Annotated in this window: 12 protein-coding genes; 7 read left to right on the top strand and 5 right to left on the bottom strand. The window is 41.8% G+C overall.

The window, feature by feature from the left end:
- Positions 1 to 258 precede the first annotated feature (258 nt).
- Entirely contained in the window at positions 259 to 1,497 is a 1,239-nt protein-coding gene (locus Q0590_RS21065; protein WP_302039583.1) for a lanthionine synthetase C family protein, read from the bottom strand.
- Between the two features lie 488 nt (positions 1,498 to 1,985).
- On the opposite strand from Q0590_RS21065, the gene Q0590_RS21060 reads away from it, so the two are divergent.
- Both Q0590_RS21060 and Q0590_RS21055 read left to right on the top strand, forming a co-directional pair.
- Positions 1,986 to 2,267 carry an osmoprotectant transporter permease gene (locus Q0590_RS21060; RefSeq protein ID WP_302039582.1) on the top strand — a complete coding sequence of 94 codons (282 nt, stop codon included), beginning with the start codon at positions 1,986 to 1,988 and terminating at the stop codon, positions 2,265 to 2,267.
- Positions 2,268 to 2,286: 19 nt separating this feature from the next.
- Positions 2,287 to 2,976, top strand: a complete 690-nt coding sequence (locus Q0590_RS21055; RefSeq protein ID WP_302039581.1) for a hypothetical protein — start codon at positions 2,287 to 2,289, stop codon at positions 2,974 to 2,976.
- Between the two features lie 14 nt (positions 2,977 to 2,990).
- Here the strand turns inward: Q0590_RS21055 and Q0590_RS21050 are convergent, their stop codons facing one another.
- Positions 2,991 to 5,792, bottom strand: coding sequence for a vWA domain-containing protein (locus Q0590_RS21050; protein WP_302039580.1), 2,802 nt, complete (start codon positions 5,790 to 5,792; stop codon positions 2,991 to 2,993).
- Positions 5,793 to 6,007: 215 nt separating this feature from the next.
- Between Q0590_RS21050 and Q0590_RS21045 the strand changes: the two genes are divergently transcribed.
- Positions 6,008 to 7,024: a DUF6268 family outer membrane beta-barrel protein gene (locus tag Q0590_RS21045; RefSeq protein WP_302039579.1), complete on the top strand. Its 1,017-nt coding sequence runs from the start codon at positions 6,008 to 6,010 to the stop codon at positions 7,022 to 7,024.
- Here the strand turns inward: Q0590_RS21045 and Q0590_RS21040 are convergent.
- Entirely contained in the window at positions 7,021 to 10,713 is a 3,693-nt protein-coding gene (locus tag Q0590_RS21040; protein WP_302039578.1) for a BamA/TamA family outer membrane protein, read from the bottom strand. The two genes, Q0590_RS21045 and Q0590_RS21040, sit on opposite strands and share 4 nt — an antisense overlap.
- Positions 10,713 to 11,576: an SdiA-regulated domain-containing protein gene (locus Q0590_RS21035; RefSeq protein ID WP_302039577.1), complete on the bottom strand. Its 864-nt coding sequence runs from the start codon at positions 11,574 to 11,576 to the stop codon at positions 10,713 to 10,715. Before Q0590_RS21035 ends, Q0590_RS21040 begins: the two co-directional genes overlap by 1 nt.
- A 190-nt stretch (positions 11,577 to 11,766) precedes the next feature.
- Between Q0590_RS21035 and Q0590_RS21030 the strand changes: the two genes are divergently transcribed.
- On the top strand, positions 11,767 to 13,047 hold the full coding sequence (locus tag Q0590_RS21030; RefSeq protein ID WP_302039576.1) for a Pycsar system effector family protein: 1,281 nt from the start codon (positions 11,767 to 11,769) through the stop codon (positions 13,045 to 13,047).
- A 13-nt stretch (positions 13,048 to 13,060) separates the two neighbouring features.
- Here Q0590_RS21030 and Q0590_RS21025 read toward each other — a convergent pair whose 3' ends face one another.
- Positions 13,061 to 13,786, bottom strand: a complete 726-nt coding sequence (locus Q0590_RS21025) for a hypothetical protein (RefSeq protein WP_302039575.1) — start codon at positions 13,784 to 13,786, stop codon at positions 13,061 to 13,063.
- Between the two features lie 234 nt (positions 13,787 to 14,020).
- Here Q0590_RS21025 and Q0590_RS21020 point away from each other — a divergent pair, with 234 nt between their 5' ends.
- The 3 genes from Q0590_RS21020 to Q0590_RS21010 all read left to right on the top strand — a co-directional run bounded on the left by Q0590_RS21020 (position 14,021) and on the right by Q0590_RS21010 (position 17,501).
- Positions 14,021 to 14,608 carry an arylesterase gene (locus Q0590_RS21020; protein WP_302039574.1) on the top strand — a complete coding sequence of 196 codons (588 nt, stop codon included), beginning with the start codon at positions 14,021 to 14,023 and terminating at the stop codon, positions 14,606 to 14,608.
- 108 nt (positions 14,609 to 14,716) lie between these two features.
- Positions 14,717 to 16,765 (top strand): M3 family metallopeptidase, encoded by a 2,049-nt coding sequence (locus Q0590_RS21015; RefSeq protein ID WP_302039573.1) that lies wholly within the window; start codon positions 14,717 to 14,719, stop codon positions 16,763 to 16,765.
- Positions 16,766 to 16,823: 58 nt separating this feature from the next.
- On the top strand, positions 16,824 to 17,501 hold the full coding sequence (locus tag Q0590_RS21010) for a dienelactone hydrolase family protein (protein ID WP_302039572.1): 678 nt from the start codon (positions 16,824 to 16,826) through the stop codon (positions 17,499 to 17,501).
- Positions 17,502 to 17,727: the final 226 nt, after the last annotated feature.

Genomic DNA, 17,727 nt, shown 5'->3' with positions numbered 1-17,727 from the left:
TATCAAAGTATAATTTGCCCTTACCAAAAGATATCTCATTCTAAGGAATTACCACCATGCTTTCAGCCAATACCTGGCTAACTTAACAGATGGTACAAGAGGTGTAATAACAGGGGGTTTGTTTCGAGCAAGGTAGTCAGTGCTCTCCGGGTGACTTTACTAAAAAAGAACCGGCTTTCAAGCAAATGCTTAAAAGCCGGTTCAGGGTATTGATAAAAAATGTGTTGCTTGATAGTGAGCCGGTTTATAACATACTAGTTAAGATAGCAGCAGAAAACGGTCCCACCCGGTAGGAGTTCCCAGCATAGAAAGCAGAACCATCCCAATACTTGTCTCCCCTTCTAATAGTCCGTTACTCTGATAAGGCACAAACCCTTCTTTGGTGGGCGTTAATTGTACATATACAGCCTCTTCCGTCTCTGGCAAGCTCCTTTGCAGTGTATTGGTTAACCAGCACCGGGCTGCAGAGCTAATAATGGGGTTGGTGGAAACTTTGCTAAATTTATGATAAATATAGGCAATCCCTGCTGATCCATGACATACTCCGGCGTCGCGTACATGTGTATCGGCAAACTCGCGGCGCAACGTGGATTTATATATGGTATGCAGTGCTGTATCTTTCCAGGGTTTGTAGTCTAGCTTTTCACCAGCCAGGTAAAAAGCACTGGCTACACCCAAATCGCCATAACACCAGGCCAGGCGGCTGTGCTGATCTTGCAGCACATCGGTTACTATGTATGGAAATAGAGAGGTATCTTGTTTGTTGCGTACATTCCACATCCACCGCAAAGCCAGACGAATAAGTTTGTGGCATCGATCCCGTTCATACCCTTTTTCGTACGCTAAGGCAAGCACAGCAACTATACTGGCTACCCCATGTGACAGACTAAGATTATACTCAGGCGTATCCCCTGGTTTGTAAAGGCCATGTTTTTTAAAAAGCCAGGTAATACCGCCATGGAGGCTAAGAATTGATATATTTTCCAGTTGCAGTACCATGGCTGTGATGTACTGATGGATTCTGGGACTGGGCGTACGTTCCAGGAAATAAAGCATTGCACTTAAGCCTCCATGCAGATAGTCGAATTCCGCTTCTTGCAAACACTTCATAGATGCGTTAAACAAAGGTTCGTCCAGATCCTCTACAATGCGTTGTGCATCAGACTCCAAACCTGAAAGCAGTCCTGCATTGGTGAGATGTAAAAAACTCCAGGCCATTCCGGCGACTCCTCCAGCAAATGTGTGTAGCTGATCTCCTTCAGCTATGGCTTCTAAGCTGGCTTCTATGCGTTCCCAGGTACGGCTCTCTTCCGGCAAGTTAAAATGATGCTGGTAGTAGCGTTCAAAAAGTGCAAAGCCCATTTCTCCACCAAGCAGAGAAAAATCCTGCCCCACAGGCTGAGCCATTATATGTTTGTAAATGCGGTGTAAAATGGTTTGGGCGTCTGCTTGTATATCAGATTGAGTTTGTGGGGTGGCAAGTTGTAGTGTTTCCATGTGTACGATGTGGTGATGGGTAAATATTAGAGTGTTAGTTATGATGCTATGATTTGGTGATGGATGATGATACAAAGAAAAGCGACAAAGGCATGTATATCCTATTAACCAGAGTAGGCAAAAGGTGAACAAGCAGAAAAAAAGAAGGTAAGCAAAAGGTAAACAAGCTGTTTTGCCTGTTTTTTGCAGTTTTTCATGCTTGCTACTACAGCAGTGTCTCCCAATACGGCAGAGTTATTCTTGCCTTTATTTTTAGTTTCCAGGCTTACCAGCTACGCATTTATTTACTTCTATCTGCCAATCTGTAACACTCATTTTGTTGAAGATTACTGGGCATCCAATATGATTGTAGGGCAGTATAACCTTTTGTACACCATTTTGTTAAGCCTGTTAACCTTTTGAATACCAGTAAAATTTACTGGCTATACTTCCAGAGTATACCTTTGTATCCATTCACTATAACACTCATACTCAAACAATTTACACCTATGACATTTTTCTGGATACTTTGGGGCTTCGATGCCTTCATTGCATTAATCTTTCTTTATTTCTTTTTTATTGGCCTGACCGATGGCTCTGTATCTTCCTTCAATATAGGTTTATGGATGCTGATTTTGGCCGGACTTGCTGCAATACTACTTGGTAGTTTAGGACTGATGAAAATTGATTACCTAGGTATAGCCAAGTTGCTGCTAGGTGTTCTTGCTGTCCCGGGCTTTTTATTTGGCCTAATGACGATCTCTATGTTATTTATAAAGGAATGGAGATAATACACTTCATTACACTGTTATGGAACGCTCTCTTACCTTAGCTGTTACAGCATTACTTACGGCCCCCTTGGCCTTTCTTCTTTTTGCGTGGCTTACCGCCTCTATGGCTGGAAAAGGTGGCTCGGATATAGTGATAGGCTATGCTTATTCAAGTGCCCTGCTAGGCATGGTTGCAGCCGTAGCCTGGGTATTTTTACTTTATTTTGTAGCTAACCGTTTTCTCTCCGCCCCTTTTCTAAAATATATACAGCTAGTGGATGCCGCTTTATTGGCTGGCTGGTTACTGGCCTGGTGGATGCACCTGGACAGGCAGCCGCAAAAGTTTACGTATGCCCAGAGTCGCCCTATACTTGAGGTAGAATTACGGGCATCCGCTTCCGTGTTACTGGGAAAATCTATTGAAGATGCCTGTTACATTCAGTTTACAGGTGGGGAAAACTTCAACTTGCCCCACCCGGAACGAGTGAGAAAAGAAGAAGATGCTATTATTTTACCCTGGGAAACTACTTTGTTCACTGTAAAAGAATGGGAAGTACGTGTATTTCTGCACGACCAGCTGGTTACGTTTGTGCTGAACTTACCCAAGGAGCCAGCACATACGATGATCTGGTCTGAATGGTCTAACCCAACTTCAACTGACGATGAGTTGTTGCCCCAAAGCCTCATGCTCCGGTACCGGTTCAGAGTTGTTCCATACGGAAGCCAGTAAACGCACCAAGCTAATTACCGGGCACGCTTGGCTTTGGCTTCCCGGACTAGCTGGCTATCGGAGTTTTCGGGGGTAATATGCTCAAAACGGCCTTTACCCCGCTCACTTAGCCGCTGCAGGTTACTAGTAATGCTCTCTTTGGGGCTGTAGGAAAACACAGTAAGGTATATATCTTCCCTGGCTCCCTTCTCTATCAGGTCATAACTCTGGCTGCTAATCGGAAATTCACCATCGGTTGCCAGGATAATACGGTTATTGCCGCCACGTTTATAGTTTTTATCAGCTACTTTATAGGCTAGTTTTAAGCCGGCGTTTCCATCGGTTCCACCATCCGATTTTAGTTTATCTATAGCTTGGCTGATCTTGTCGATCTGGTTGCCTGGTGTAGGTTCCAGCAGTACATGGGCATTACCTGAATATACCACAATGGCTACTTCGTCTTCCGGACGCAACATGTGCAACAGGTTTTTTACTGATTTTTTAAGCAATGGCAGCTTATGGGGCGAATTCATGGAGCCAGACACATCCAGCAACAGCACCATATTGTTGTAGGCATATCCCTCCATGGAGTTTCCGGTACTTTCTCCACCAGAAGTAGAAATGTATACAGTATCCACCCTTGTTTTTTCAACCGTTTTCTCAATATACACCGTATCTCTGGTATGGATCGCCGGATTTTGCACTGGCGGAGTATTCGTTTGTGTAGTTGGGTTTTGCTGTTGAACCATAGTGGGATTAGCCGGAGCTGTAGTTTCCGGTGTATGCGTTACTGGCTGGGCAGGTTGAGTTGCAGCCACTGTCTGTTTAATAAAGTAATGAGGCTGTAAAACGGATTTTAAAAGCGGCACTTTAGATAACTCACAAAACTTATTGTACTCATACACCAACTGGTTATTGTATAAATAGATAAAATCTTCGTAGTTAATGGTTTTGGTATAGGTGCTAGGTTGAGAACCTGTATTTATTTTTTCAGCAAAAGCCCGGGAGTTTTCTGCCAGGTCTTCATAAGGATTATAGGGACACAGACCATTATTACGGCCAATCCGCTGTAATCCTTTTAGATTTGTGTATTCTTTAGCAATTAGCTCACGGACATTGGCTGTAATCTGATCAGTGACAGGCAGTGTAGGGGTTTTACCTGTTATATATAGTTTAACACCTGTTAGGCCTTGCCTGTCGTTATCCAGTGCTCGTAGCAAAGCTTTACCAGATACGTACCATGGGCTATTAGCTTCAGCTGGTGGATAGTTTTCAAACACTTTCCGCACATCTGTATACAATGCTTCTTTTTTCTTGTCGAACAGCTCAAATAGCAGAGCATATCTATTTACAATCTCATCTGACCGGCGAAACTGATCTTGGACGTATGTTTTCCCGGCCGCATATTCTGTTAGTTCTACACTTAATCCATCCATTTCTTTGAGCATATTTAGCAGCACTTCCGCTTGAGTAGTTAGAGCAGGTTTTACACCGGCTGGCAAGGTGTTGCTCCCTTGTAGCGTTTGCTGATAAGCCGACAGCGGAATTTTAAAATCTTGATGGGAATAATAGATAGCATTCCGGTTCTGTGAAGAAGCTTTTCCTTTGGCATACTCCGCTGTTGCCTGATAATTTCGCATACCCAGTTGTAACATGTGCATAGCCCGTACCGATTCATTGATAAAGTCTACATATTGGTTTAAGGCAAGAGACGCAGGTGCTGAAATAGGCGTTTTCTCTGGAATTATTTTCAAGGTTGGCGTATCCATATCCCGGAAGGGCTTTGTCTGAGCAGTGCTTGTTGCTTGTTTGCCTTTTGTACGGATTTCAAAAAGGGGACAGTACTTGGGAGCCGTTAACAAATATTGCCCTTGCTGCGCCGCATACAATACAAACTGGTTATAATTTACCAGCAGATCATTATTATAATAGTTCAGCAGGTTTTTATAAACTTCATTTCCATGCTTATCCGATTGTTTGGCCTGATATGTATAGTTATCTACCGCATTTCGTTTGGCTTCTTGTAGCGAATATATAGATTCTCCAAAACCAGTGTACATACTGGAAGCCGGATATTCTATATTCTTTGGGCTTTGTTTAAACGCAGTTACCCGATTTTCCTCAGCAGTGATACTTTGCTGAAAAGTTTCTATGGGCCAACCAGTGGGCACTTCCTCCGCCAGGTTATAGGACCAGGCATCTAACAATTCTTGTTCATCAGCTAGTACGGCCTGCATGGTTTTAGCTGCCTGCTGATATGGATTAGACTCCTGATAAATAGCTGATTTGTGATAAATGTTGGATACTTGCTGGTATAAACTGCTGCTAGCTTTACGTAGTTCTGCAAGCTGTGCCTGCATTTGAATGAGCAATTTATCTCCCTGTTGTAATTTGTCGCCTTTGTATTCATCTAAGCGGATATACACCTCCAGCGATTTGTACTGCTCGTCTAATTTCCCAAGCGATTGCCATAGTTCCTGAGCTTTCTGGTTCAGCATTTTGCTATCCGCAACAGCCAGGCTAGTGCTCTCCTTTATTGATTTTTGATACTGATATTCTTCCAGTGATCCTGAAGGCCTTGGAAGCCGTACAGCCGCTGCTTTACCTTTTTTCCAGGCTTCTGCTGATTCATAATAGGTTTGCAAATGAGTAACAATGGATTCGGCCTCGTCTGCCGCATAACTGATAAAAGCCACATAGTTAGCTAATGCCTGTGAAAGAGCAGAGTTAACCTGTGCTTCATTACTTGTGTGCTGATGGCTGGCTTCTATCGTTTTTTCGAGCCTGGCTTTGCGTTCTTCATCTCGTAAGTGGTCGGAGTCGTATCCGTAGTTCATAAGCAGGAATAGTATAGGGAACAAAAGCAGACGCATAAATAAATTACTTAGGTACAGTAATTTATCAAAATAAATGATGATTTCGCAAGCCAGAAACGACAGAGATACAAAAAAATCAGCAGCTTTATTGTACAACCCATCAGGAACAAAAAAAATAGTTAATGAAAACGGAACTAAATTTGCTTATACTTGTTTAGCTGATACTTCTCTACTCTATGAAGCCCCTATTTCTGGTAATACTGAGTTTGCTAATAGCACAGCTTGTATGTGCACAAATAAGCAAAACACATTCTGCAGACACCAGCTTTTGTGTGCCCAGCGTGATTGGTATGCCCCGCACCAAAGGCATTATACTACGCCAGGAATATCTGATGGATTATGGCATCCGGTCTATCGCCAAAGATGGTACGGTAGCCAACGGAGAGATTGGTGCCAGCAGCCGCCTGGAATTTAAAATGCGTTTACCCATTATTTCCAAGCCTGGTTTTGCTTTAGCTGCCGGTTTTCATTACTCCAAAGAAAACTACTACTTCGAAAAACCGGAACAACCTACTACGGATGTTCCCTTGTTCAGTAGCATGGAAGATAAATCTTTGCAGACTATTGGCGGAGCCTTATATGTAGTAAAACCTCTGCGTGGAAATAAATTTATATTGTTACGGCTTAGCGGCGATTTGAACGGAGACTATCAGATGAATGGCTATTCAAAAACTAATTTTCTGCAGTTTAACATAGCTCCGGTTTTTGGTTGGAAAAGAAACGAAAACTTATCGTATGGAATCGGATTTACCTATGGCAATATTTTTGGCCGCAATCTTATTTCTCCAGTAATCTCCTATAACCATACGTTCACAAAGAACTGGGGGGTAGAAGCCTTGCTACCTTCTAAAGTAAAGCTGCGCTACACAATTAATGACCGTACGCTGCTATATGCCTCTACTGAGCTGAACGGCGCACGGTACCGGGTAAATTTTGGAAATGCTGCGTTGCCTCAGCAAGATCTGTTTTTGCGGCGGGCAGCTGTCCGGTATGTAGTAAGCCTGGAAAAAGAAATACACGACTGGCTCTGGTTTAGCCTGGAAGCGGGTATGCAATCTAATATCAACTTCACTTTGTCCAATAAAATGGGCCCTGCCCGCCATGCACTTATTCAGAACCAGCTAAATCATGCTTCTTTAATTAGTTTTAGCTTGTTTGCTGTGCCGCCCAGGAAATTTATGAGCCGGCATTAGAATAGAAAACCTGCTTTAATTAAAGGCAAAACCTCTTCCTTCGAAAAACCTACCATTGCTGATAAAACTACTTTGCTAAGCGGGGCAACATATATTCCGCCACCGTAACCATGATGCCATTTAGCGGAAGTTTCTCCATCCAGCCATACTCTGCCTACATCGTTAAATCCGATTAAACCTACTTGCCCCGGAAAAAGATACGAACGGAAACTAAACAACTTCATCCGCAGCTCAAGGTTGTGAAAGAAACTGCTCTCGCCGGCAAACCTGGTTTTCCGGAAGCCCCGCAGATTAGTATTGCCACTTAATACCTGCGCTTGAAAAAATTCGTAATTCCCAAAACTTCGTCCGGCTCCTACTCTGGTAGCCATGGTTATTTGGGCAGGTACCCGGAAGGTAAAATACAAGGCCAGAGAAGAATAAATCTGCCCAAAATCATTTGCCGTTGGCTTAACTCCTTTGTTCACATTAGCATCTATACCTAGTACAATGCCTTCGGTAGGCATCTGGGTATTATCACGTTTATCTAGCAATAGGCCTACATTAGCACCAGCATAATGCTTTTCTTCAAAGCTATCAGGCGTTAACCCATTCCGGGAAAAATCAGCGACAAACCTGCCTGGCGTACTTTCCACATCCACACTCTGGTATGTTGGGCCGAAATATACAGTACCAAAGCCTCCAATTTGTGACCGCAACAATGTTTTTAAGGTGGTATGTGTAAAGCGGACACGGTAATAATCAATGCCTTCTTCAGGCAGACTATAGGGAGTTTCATTGCCAAGACCAAAGAAATTGGTTACATAGTTCGGCTTCTTTCTGTCAAAGTCTACATCCAAGTCCATTTTACCAATTACATCTGTAAAAATACCACGGTACCGCAGATGGTAAGAAGACGTAAGGGGCGCATAATTAAACATCAAACTGTGTTGCATGGCATACGGTTCTTTACGGAAGCCATGCGTACGGTATAAAACACCGGCTCCCCAAAATATACCATCGTCTAAATTATACTCTATAGAAGCCAGCGGGCCAATGTAATTGTATTGGAATGCTTTGCGGTTGTAGGCATTTATATCCGGGTCATCCGACGTCAGGTTTCGGCTTTCGCTGTTCAATACTAACTGATTGCCTTTTCTGGTGTCATATACTTTGGTCTTTTTGAAAAGCCCGCCTACTTTTGATACATCGGTAATCTGGTCGTTCTCGTTTCCGCCAATTATACGCACCAGAATGCCCTTACTTACCTGACCGCTGACCTGAAAAATATCTTCTCCTCCAAAGCCATATAAGCGGATTTCTTTAGTTTCTCCTTTGTTAAATACACGGCTATATACTACCTCGCCACGTTTACCGTGCTTATCCATTTTAGATACTGTAACCTGTGTTTGCTTATTGTTGAGACGTGTTACTTCAAAATATTCCCTTTTATCACTACCGGTTATGTCTACAGCCTTTGCTAAAAACAGGTAATACTTGGTGGCTTCCCGCTGTAGCTGATCGCGGCGAGATTTGAGTTTAGCTGCTACGTTATCTGCCGATAGTTTATAGATAGATTCGGGCCATTGGCGTAATGCTGTTGCAATTACCTCATCTGTCAGGTCTTGTTGCAAAGAATCAGCCATGGCCGTCCATTGTTCCAAAGAAGGTTCCGTAAGGAAAGATCTATCGAAATAGCGGGCATTGTGCATAAATGTATTTACATCGCGTACGCGGCTCCCAAATCCCTGAATTTTAGGCATAATCCATTTGCGGCTGGCAAGCTTAGGTAACAAGCCTTCATTTACAAAAAAAGCCTGATCGCGGTCGCGGGGTATCGGTTTAAATACCATATCTTTATGCTGATCAAAACCTGCCCACCGCCATTGGTCGTCGTGTCGGTCCCAGTCGCCAATAACCAGATCGAACAGACGGGCCCGCAATACCGCTAGCTGATCTATGTGATTGTCGTGATCTTCTTGAAGTTTTTCCAGCACTTTAGTTGTACTATAAAGCTTTTTGGCATTTTTGAGCCCTTCAATAGTAATATCTTCTCCTTCGCCAGCTGGCCGCTCTTCAAATAAGGCTAATGTATTGGCAAAGGCGGACCTTTGTTTGCCTAGCCTGGGGTCGTCGGGAATATATACCAGACGAGGGTTGGTATGATAAATATTTGCTGCCTTTGCCAGCGTAGGTATTACCATAAAGGCATAGGGATGAGAGGCAGAAATTTGATCTTGCACCAGATCGACGGCAAATGTATTTTTTAATGCTTCGGGTACGGCTCCACTAGCATATTTTTCTATCGAGCGCAAGGTATATTCCCGGCCTGCCGGATTCTCCAGCCGCAACGATTTGGTCTGCATACCGCCTCCCCGTTGCAAAATAGTTAACCCGCCTTGAGCCTGCCCTATGTCTAGCAAGGGGACTTTTACTGGCTGGGACCATATAGCCCGGTAATTTTCTCCTAAAAATGTTTTCCCTAAAACGCTTGTCTTGTATTGATTACTTGCCTGCACGGTTACTGTACTATCGGTAAGATCTATATTCTTCCATTTTTCTTCTTCTGATAACTGATCTTTTAGAGGGCGTACTTGAAGTTTTTTTGCATAAACCAACGTACCTTCTGGCCCTTCCATCTCAGGTTTCCAGAACTCCAGCCATACTTCTCCATTGGCATAGTACTTGAGTTTTCCGAAGCCTTCGCCAATATCTGCAAACTGGGCATACTTGCCGTCTGCTACATGGCTCTGCTTACAGCCTGCTCCGCTTACGATAAAGTTCATACTATCGCGTACAATGTGTTGTAAGGTATGCTCATGGCCTGCCGCATGAATGATACTTGGATGCTGTGAAAATATATTGATGAGCGCTTTGCGCATTAGGCGGTATTTGGGATGAGGGGTATCTTGCGGATCGCCAAAAAGTGTTCGGTATAAAGGATAGATAGACCCCAAAACTGGCAAAGGAATATATAGATCTTCATTCAAATCAGTCAGCGGGAAAAGATGTTGCTTAGCTGTATAATACCCGCCATGCGACCCATACGTATACATGGGGTGGTGCGAAGTAACCAGTATTTGTTTGTGCAGGTTTCTTTTTACTATATCGTCCAGCTGTACCAATACCTGATCGGCCGTTTTGGCTTCACAATCGGAATCTTCCCCAGGTTTATCCCAGGCATGAATAAACCACTGCGTATCCAGTACGATTAATACCAGGCTGTCGCCTAACGGAATTTCCACCGGTCCGGGACACCCATTGTCTGGCAGAAAAACATTGCCTCTTTTCAGATAGTTTTCTACAAAAAATTCCTGGTTTTTTATCCGTTCCCAGCCTTTTCTGCCACTTCTAGCCCAGTCGTGGTTGCCTGGTATAAAAAATACCTGGCCCGGAAAATGATCAGTGATCTTCAACTGCTCCAGCAAATACTGCTCAGATTCTTTCCGCTTCCTCTCCGCTGAATCCGGTAACCCTTTCTGATAAATATTATCTCCCAAGTAAATAACGGCGCTGGCTGTATCACTTACCTCTAGTTGATTTTGCAGCAAGGCAAGCGTTGGTTCTTGTATAGTTAGGGAAGGGGCACCCACATCACCTATCAGATAAACGGTGTAAGCAACCGGCACAGCTGGCTGAGTAGCCGGTTGTGCAAAGGTGAAAGAGATGCATGCAAAGAGCAGAATAAGAATAGGTAGGAAATACTTCATTATGGTGCAAAATTATACCTGAGAATGCTTGCCATACTGCCTCTGCCTTCATTAGAAATAAACAGGTCTCCATTAGGAGCAAAACAGATACCTTCAGGTTGTTTAAAATACCGTGCAGGAAGTGGCTGTACGGCTTCAATACTACCATTTTTATTCAACACAACCAATACTTTTCCTACCGAAGCAAGGACGTATACCAACCCGTTTACCGGATGAATAGCAATCCCTGAAGGACGGAAACTTTCTTTGCTCTTGGTTAATTGTTTTACCTCTTTTACTGATAGTACAAACACGGGATCTGGCTGGAGGGTATTATTTTTTAAATCAAAAGCAAATACCGCCCGGTTGCCAGAATCATCTTTTTCTATACCCGATATGCCTTTGCATGCCAATAACAAACGGTTGTTTTCAGCATCGTAGGCCAAACCCTCTACATCGTTTTTACCAGAAAGGGGCGTATCTATTATTTCTGCAGGGGTTGTTCCGGTTAGTGAGGTTTTATACAAATTTCCGTCACTGCGAACAAGATAAACAGCCTCTCCGGCCAGAGTTAAATCTTCATAATCTCCTGAGGCACCAAACCTGATCCGGTTGATAACAGCTGTACTTTTGGTATCGTATATATAAAGTATGCCTTTTTCATCTTGTACGGCTCCCAGTATCCCATCTTCCACATACATTACGCCTGAAATTTCTTCCAGCTCAGAGGGCAACCAGAATCTTTCTGATGGCTCATTAATGCGGTATGGAAATGCCTTCGAAAGTTCTCCTTCACCTGACGACTGGTCGGTAGATGAACCAGTACAGGCAGTATGTATATATAGCATAAAGAGAATAACAACCTTTAACAAAAATCTTTTCATTTCTCTATATTTACAGTGCCAGCTTCTGTTTATTTTAAAAAATGTAATCTTACAGTAGATTTCTTTTAATAACAATGTTCTTACATAGAGTTTATAGGTTTTATTAGCTCTTATACTTTATATTCTTTTAACAAGCCTATACATCTTTTCCGTTAAGCATGTTTTATACACACATAACCTGTTGCCCTTTATGATTCAGCAAACATCCTTGCTAGAAGAAACTAAAAAGTTTGTGGAATCTCTGTTTCAAAAGCAGCTTCCTGACCAATATACGTATCATAATTTACAACATACGAAAGAAGTAGTTGCGGCTGCTCAACTAATTGCAGATAAAACGCATTTAACGCAAGACGAACAGGAAGTTGTATTGCTGGCTGCCTGGCTGCATGATGCCGGATATTGCTGCCGTTACGACAATCATGAAGAAGATAGTATACGGCTAGCCCGTAAATTTCTGACAGAGCAGCAAGCGGCCTCTGAAAAAACCGAAAAAGTGCTGGGCTGTATCCGGGCTACCCGATATCCCCAACAACCGCATACGCTGCTGGAAGAAGTATTATGTGATGCCGATATGTACCATATCACCCTGGACAATTATTTTGAAAGAGCTGAGCAGCTTCGCCTGGAGTTGACTCATGTTAAAAATAAGCAGATTGGCCGCCGTGAATGGATAGCTACTAACCGGGAATTTTTGAAGTCCCATCTATTTTTTACGCAGTATGGGAAAACAGAAATGGAAGCCGCAAAAGAAAAGAATGTTAAAAAACTAAAAAAAGCTCTTAAAGAAATGGAAAACGGACAACCAGAATTTATTTCACCAGAGCACTCACACATTATACCTCATTTGCATCCTGATTCGCCAGAACATTTGCAGGCTAAGGAGTGGAAAAAAGAAAAAAAGGAGAAAAAGAAAGATAAACATATGGATAAGGACATCCATACGCCTGTCAGAGGTATAGAGACCATGTTTCGGACAATGTCAGTGAATCAGATGGAGTTGAGTGCCATTGCCGACAATAAGGCAAACATTATGATTACGGTTAATTCAATTATTCTTTCCATTGTGGTATCTGTGTTAGGCCGGCGGCTGGAAGAATATCCTAATTTTTATATTCCTACCCTTATTTTAACATTAGCCTGTTTGCTAACAATTATTTTTGCTGTGCTGGCTACCCGGCCCAATGTAACTTCAGGCGTATTTTCTAAGGAAGATGTGTATAAAAAGCGGACTAATTTGCTGTTCTTTGGCAATTTCCACAGCATGAACCTGGACGATTATGAATGGGGTATTCAGGAGATGATGAAAGACAGTGACTACCTGTATGGCAGCATGATCCGGGATAATTACTTTCTGGGCAAAGTACTCGGAAAAAAATATAAACTTTTGCGGGTAGCCTACACCATTTTTATGTTTGGTTTAGTTATTTCTTTTATATCCTATATTATTGCCATTGTATTTTTTCCGGTGTAGCTACCATTTTGCATTAGTCGGTAAACGTTTTTGTAAACCTCTTTTCAAGCTGAAGGAATAGCAATTCCCTGGCCGGCGATGGCTTCATGGCTGGTTTCCATTTCTTCCACGTATAATACAGACTTCGGGCTTCTTCTTCATTAGCTAAAAGAAATAAGCCAATATCCTGATGGTATTTTTTACTAACGGTTTGTAGTTTATCTTCTACATACAATACCGTCTGGTAATAAAACATATCTTCTTCCAGCTTATCAGCTATGAAATCATCATAAAAATAAGTAACAACTTTTGCTATGTTTGCTGCCCACTCTTCAACATCTTTTATCTCTTTATTTGATTTTATAATAATTCTTTCCAGTTGATAAAGCTCATTTAGATTAAGCACTTTATTCAACGTAAATGCATAATCAGACCCTAGTTCTTTAATATAGTCGTAAGTATCTTCTGATAAATCGTTTTTTGCCAGGCTGATAATCTGTTTAAACTTTTGCTGCTCTTCCTCAGGCCACATGGAAAATGTTTCCAGCAAAGCCAGGCTATCTAGTTTTCTCATATTCGTACTTTTTTCTTTTAAAGCTTGCTTATAGGTTGCTATCTGCTGTAGGTACTCAAACTTTTCAGGAAATAACCCAGCCTTGTATTTTTCACCTAAAATAGCTGCCGGTGTAATTTCCTGGCTGTAACCAGGGAATGCAGTAATATGCAGAATCAATACAAGTACTAGAGTAAAAAATTTCATAGATAGAAAGTTGATTTTTAGGCAAGTAAACTGTCATTCCTGTAAACAGGAATTGGAAACACAAGGCTACTATTCAGATAAAATTGCTCTACGACTGTTAATTATTCATTTGGCTTTCACAACAAAGCCAGAACGTAGGCACCCAAATTTTAATTTATACAAAATATCCTGCTTTTCAAATAGATAACCCTGTATCCAAATGACCGTTAGTAAGGGTTACTTTGACCAGATGCCATGCCAAGGATTAAAAATATTTTGTGTTTTGGAAACAGTTTAACGGCCGGTTATGGATTATCTTCTTCACAAGCCTGGCCTACCCTTATCCAACAACGCCTCCACGCGTTTCGCATGCCTTATCATATTATCAATGGAGGACGTAATGGTGATACTTCCGGAGGAGGTGTACTCCGTATTGAGCAGTATTTACCTGACCCTATTGACGTTTTTATTTTGGAACTAGGCATTAATGATCTTCCCAGAGGTATTTTACCTACGCAAACAGCGGCAAATCTCCAAAAGATTATAGACCGTGTTAAAGAGACTCACCCCAAAAGCAGAATGGTACTGGCTGGTATGGAAGTGCCTAGCTTAGTAATTCCCAGAGAAATTTCTATGTTTTTAAATGATCCGGTAGTGGCCGCTTTCCGGAATATATTTGGAGAAATAGCCAGAAAAAACAATATGGCTTATATTCCTTTCTTGCTCAAAGGAGTAGCAGGTATTGCCCATCTCAACCTGATGGACCGCATCCATCCTAATGCCCAAGGCCATCATATTCTGGCCGAAAATGTATGGGAAGTATTAAGTGCCATTCTCGATTAACCAAAATACTAGACAAGAATAGCAGCTTTTGTGAATTTTGCAGAATATTTTTTAGTTTTATCATATATTCAACCAGTTTTCTACAACAAACCTTACGCTACACCATCAATGAACCCACTCTTAGAACCTTTTAATACTCCTTTTGAAACTGCTCCGTTCGATCGTATAAAAAATGAGCATTTCCTGCCTGCTGTACAAGAAGCAATTGCTCAGGCAAAACAGGAGATAGCCAGCATAACGGCTACAGGAAACACCCCTGACTTCACCAATACAATTGAAGCGCTGGAAAGAAGCGGTAAGTTAGTAAACACTATTTCTTCTATATTCTTTAATCTGAATGCAGCGGAGACCAATGAAGAAATTCAGCGCATAGCACGAGAAATATCTCCTTTGTTAACAGCCTACTCTAACGATATATTATTAGATGAAGCCCTCTTCAAAAGAGTGCAGGCCGTTTATCAGCAAAAAGCCTCATTAAAACTTTCTAAAGAAGAAAGCATGCTGCTGGACAAAACATATAAAAGCTTTGTCCGCAATGGTGCCAATCTGGATGAAACAGGAAAAACACGCCTACGGGAAATTGATACGCAACTTTCCCAACTTTCCCTCGAGTTTGGCGAACATTTACTGCATGAGACCAATGCCTTTCAAATGGAAGTCACAGCTAAAGATGACTTGAAAGGGCTGCCGGAAAGTGTGGTAGAAGCAGCCGCACAAACAGCTAAAGAAAAAGACAAAGAAGGAAGTTGGGTATTTACCTTGCATCTGCCCAGCTATCTGCCCTTTATGACATATGCTGAAAACCGCAGTTTACGCGAAAAACTCTTTTATGCCTATGGGTCACGTTGCTTCCAAGGGAATGAGTATGATAACCAACAAGTAATTCTGACGATTGTCCACTTGCGTGAAGAAAGAGCAAAGTTATTGGGCTATGCCAGTCATGCTGATTATATTTTAGAAGAACGTATGGCTGAGTCACCGGCAAAAGTAATTAGCTTTTTAAATGATTTACTGTTTCATGCCAAGCCAGTAGCCTTACTGGATGTAGAAGAAGTAACTGATTATGCGCAGCAACAGGCAAATTTACCTTCCCTACAACGCTGGGATTTTGCTTTCTTTTCAGAAAAACTGAAGAAAGAAAAATATTCCATAGACGATGAAATGTTAAAACCCTATTTCCAGCTGGAAAACGTAGTTCAAGGTGTATTTGAAGTAGCTAACCGCTTATATGGCATTCAGTTTAAAGAAAATAAAAGCATTCCTACATACCATCCCGATGTAGTTACATACGAAGTACAAGACGAGGATGGAAAACACCTGGCTGTCTTTTATGCCGATTTCTTCCCCAGAGAGGGAAAAAGGAACGGAGCCTGGATGACTTCTTACCGTGGGCAAAACAAGCAAGCAGGTATAGATAAACGGCCACATATTTCTATTGTATGCAATTTTACAAAGCCCACTCTTACAAAACCTTCTCTCCTTACATTTAATGAAGTAACTACCTTATTTCATGAATTTGGGCATGCACTTCACGGTATATTAGCAAACGGAACGTATGAAAGCCTGACCGGGACCAATGTTTACTGGGATTTTGTGGAATTACCTTCTCAGGTAATGGAGAATTGGGTTTATGAGAAAGAATGCTTGGATTTATTTGCGAAACATTACCAAACAGGAGAGAAAATACCTGCGGAGCTTATTCAGCGGATAAGAGATAGCGCAAATTTCTTAAGCGGCTATGCCACCGTCAGACAAGTTGGCCTTGCACAATTGGACATGGCTTGGCACTCTACGACGGCAACCTCCATTCCATCGGTAGATACATTTGAAAAGCAAATTTTACAGCCCACACAAGTATTACCTGTTGCCGAAAACACCAATACTAGCTGCTCATTTTCACATATTTTCCAAGGCGGCTATTCCGCCGGATATTATAGTTATAAGTGGGCTGAAGTATTGGATGCAGATGCATTTGAGTTTTTCCAGGAGAAGGGAATATTTAACAGGGAAACAGCAAGGTTATTCCGAACCCACGTATTATCTGCCGGAGGAAGTGAACCACCTATGGAACTGTATAAACGATTCAGAGGAAAAGAGCCTTCTGCTAAAGCTTTGTTAAAGAGAGCTGGCTTACTAAAAGCAACATCAGAAAAATAAATATATCAGATTAAAAGCTAGTCGCATAACAATCACTTAAAACATATATTTCATAATTATGGCAGGAACAATGGTTTCTTTTAAATCGAATGGAAGTACAGCATCTGGCTATCTGGCAACTTCTGAGAGTGGAAAAGGCCCAGGTATAATTGTAATTCAAGAGTGGTGGGGATTAGTAGACCATATAAAAGATGTTTGCAACCGTTTCGCTAAAGCAGGATTTACAGCATTAGCCCCAGATCTGTATGATGGAAAAGCAACAAAATCTCCAGATGATGCCGGAAAAATGATGATGGCATTAAATATTGATGAAGCAGCAAAAAAACTAAATAGTGCTATAGAGTATTTGTCAAATCATGAAGGAGTATCGACAAAAAAAATAGGGGTTGTTGGTTTTTGTATGGGTGGTCAATTGGCTTTATATGCCGCTACAATTAACACTAAAGTGGGAGCCACAGTAGATTATTATGGTATCCATCCAAGCGTAAATCCTGATTTTAGTAAGCTAGAAGGACCTGTACTAGGTTTTTTTGGAGAGAAAGATAAAACTACGCCTAAAGAAGCGGTTGAGGCATTAGAAGAGAAACTAAAGTCGGCAGGTAAAACATATTCTTTCACCATCTATCCTGGAACAAGCCATGCATTTTTTAATGACACTCGTCCGGAAGTATATAATCGTGAAGCAGCTACAGATACCTGGCAAAAGATGATTGCTTTTTTTAAAGAGAGCTTTTAAAAAAGCAAATTAAGACATTTTGAAAAGGTGGATCTATAATAAATAATTCCACCTTTAGTTTTTTATTTAATATGGTATGGGGTGGGCACAAAAAAAGAAAGAAGCAACGAGCGGGAGTTGAGATGCGGAGGAGGGATAGGAAACAAAAAAGCCTCCTTTGTGGGGAGGCTCTTGCTTGATAATGAGGTGGCGGGGACCTACTCTCCCACCTTGTGAGGGCAGTACC

Source organism: Rhodocytophaga aerolata, assembly GCF_030503435.1.
Lineage (GTDB): Bacteria > Bacteroidota > Bacteroidia > Cytophagales > 172606-1 > Rhodocytophaga > Rhodocytophaga aerolata.
Note: the sequence above shows the minus strand (reverse complement) of the source record. Positions and strands in the feature narration are given on the sequence as shown.

What these genes read in the sequence shown, in the direction of transcription:
- Q0590_RS21050 (WP_302039580.1), bottom strand. Translation starts at nt 5,792, where the DNA reads ATGAACTACGGATACGACTCCGACCACTTACGAGATGAAGAACGCAAA.
- Q0590_RS21045 (WP_302039579.1), top strand. Translation starts at nt 6,008, where the DNA reads ATGAAGCCCCTATTTCTGGTAATACTGAGTTTGCTAATAGCACAGCTT.
- Q0590_RS21040 (WP_302039578.1), bottom strand. Translation starts at nt 10,713, where the DNA reads ATGAAGTATTTCCTACCTATTCTTATTCTGCTCTTTGCATGCATCTCT.
- Q0590_RS21020 (WP_302039574.1), top strand. Translation starts at nt 14,021, where the DNA reads ATGCCAAGGATTAAAAATATTTTGTGTTTTGGAAACAGTTTAACGGCC.
- Q0590_RS21030 (WP_302039576.1), top strand. Translation starts at nt 11,767, where the DNA reads ATGATTCAGCAAACATCCTTGCTAGAAGAAACTAAAAAGTTTGTGGAA.
- Q0590_RS21065 (WP_302039583.1), bottom strand. Translation starts at nt 1,497, where the DNA reads ATGGAAACACTACAACTTGCCACCCCACAAACTCAATCTGATATACAA.
- Q0590_RS21025 (WP_302039575.1), bottom strand. Translation starts at nt 13,786, where the DNA reads ATGAAATTTTTTACTCTAGTACTTGTATTGATTCTGCATATTACTGCA.
- Q0590_RS21035 (WP_302039577.1), bottom strand. Translation starts at nt 11,576, where the DNA reads ATGAAAAGATTTTTGTTAAAGGTTGTTATTCTCTTTATGCTATATATA.
- Q0590_RS21015 (WP_302039573.1), top strand. Translation starts at nt 14,717, where the DNA reads ATGAACCCACTCTTAGAACCTTTTAATACTCCTTTTGAAACTGCTCCG.
- Q0590_RS21010 (WP_302039572.1), top strand. Translation starts at nt 16,824, where the DNA reads ATGGCAGGAACAATGGTTTCTTTTAAATCGAATGGAAGTACAGCATCT.
- Q0590_RS21060 (WP_302039582.1), top strand. Translation starts at nt 1,986, where the DNA reads ATGACATTTTTCTGGATACTTTGGGGCTTCGATGCCTTCATTGCATTA.
- Q0590_RS21055 (WP_302039581.1), top strand. Translation starts at nt 2,287, where the DNA reads ATGGAACGCTCTCTTACCTTAGCTGTTACAGCATTACTTACGGCCCCC.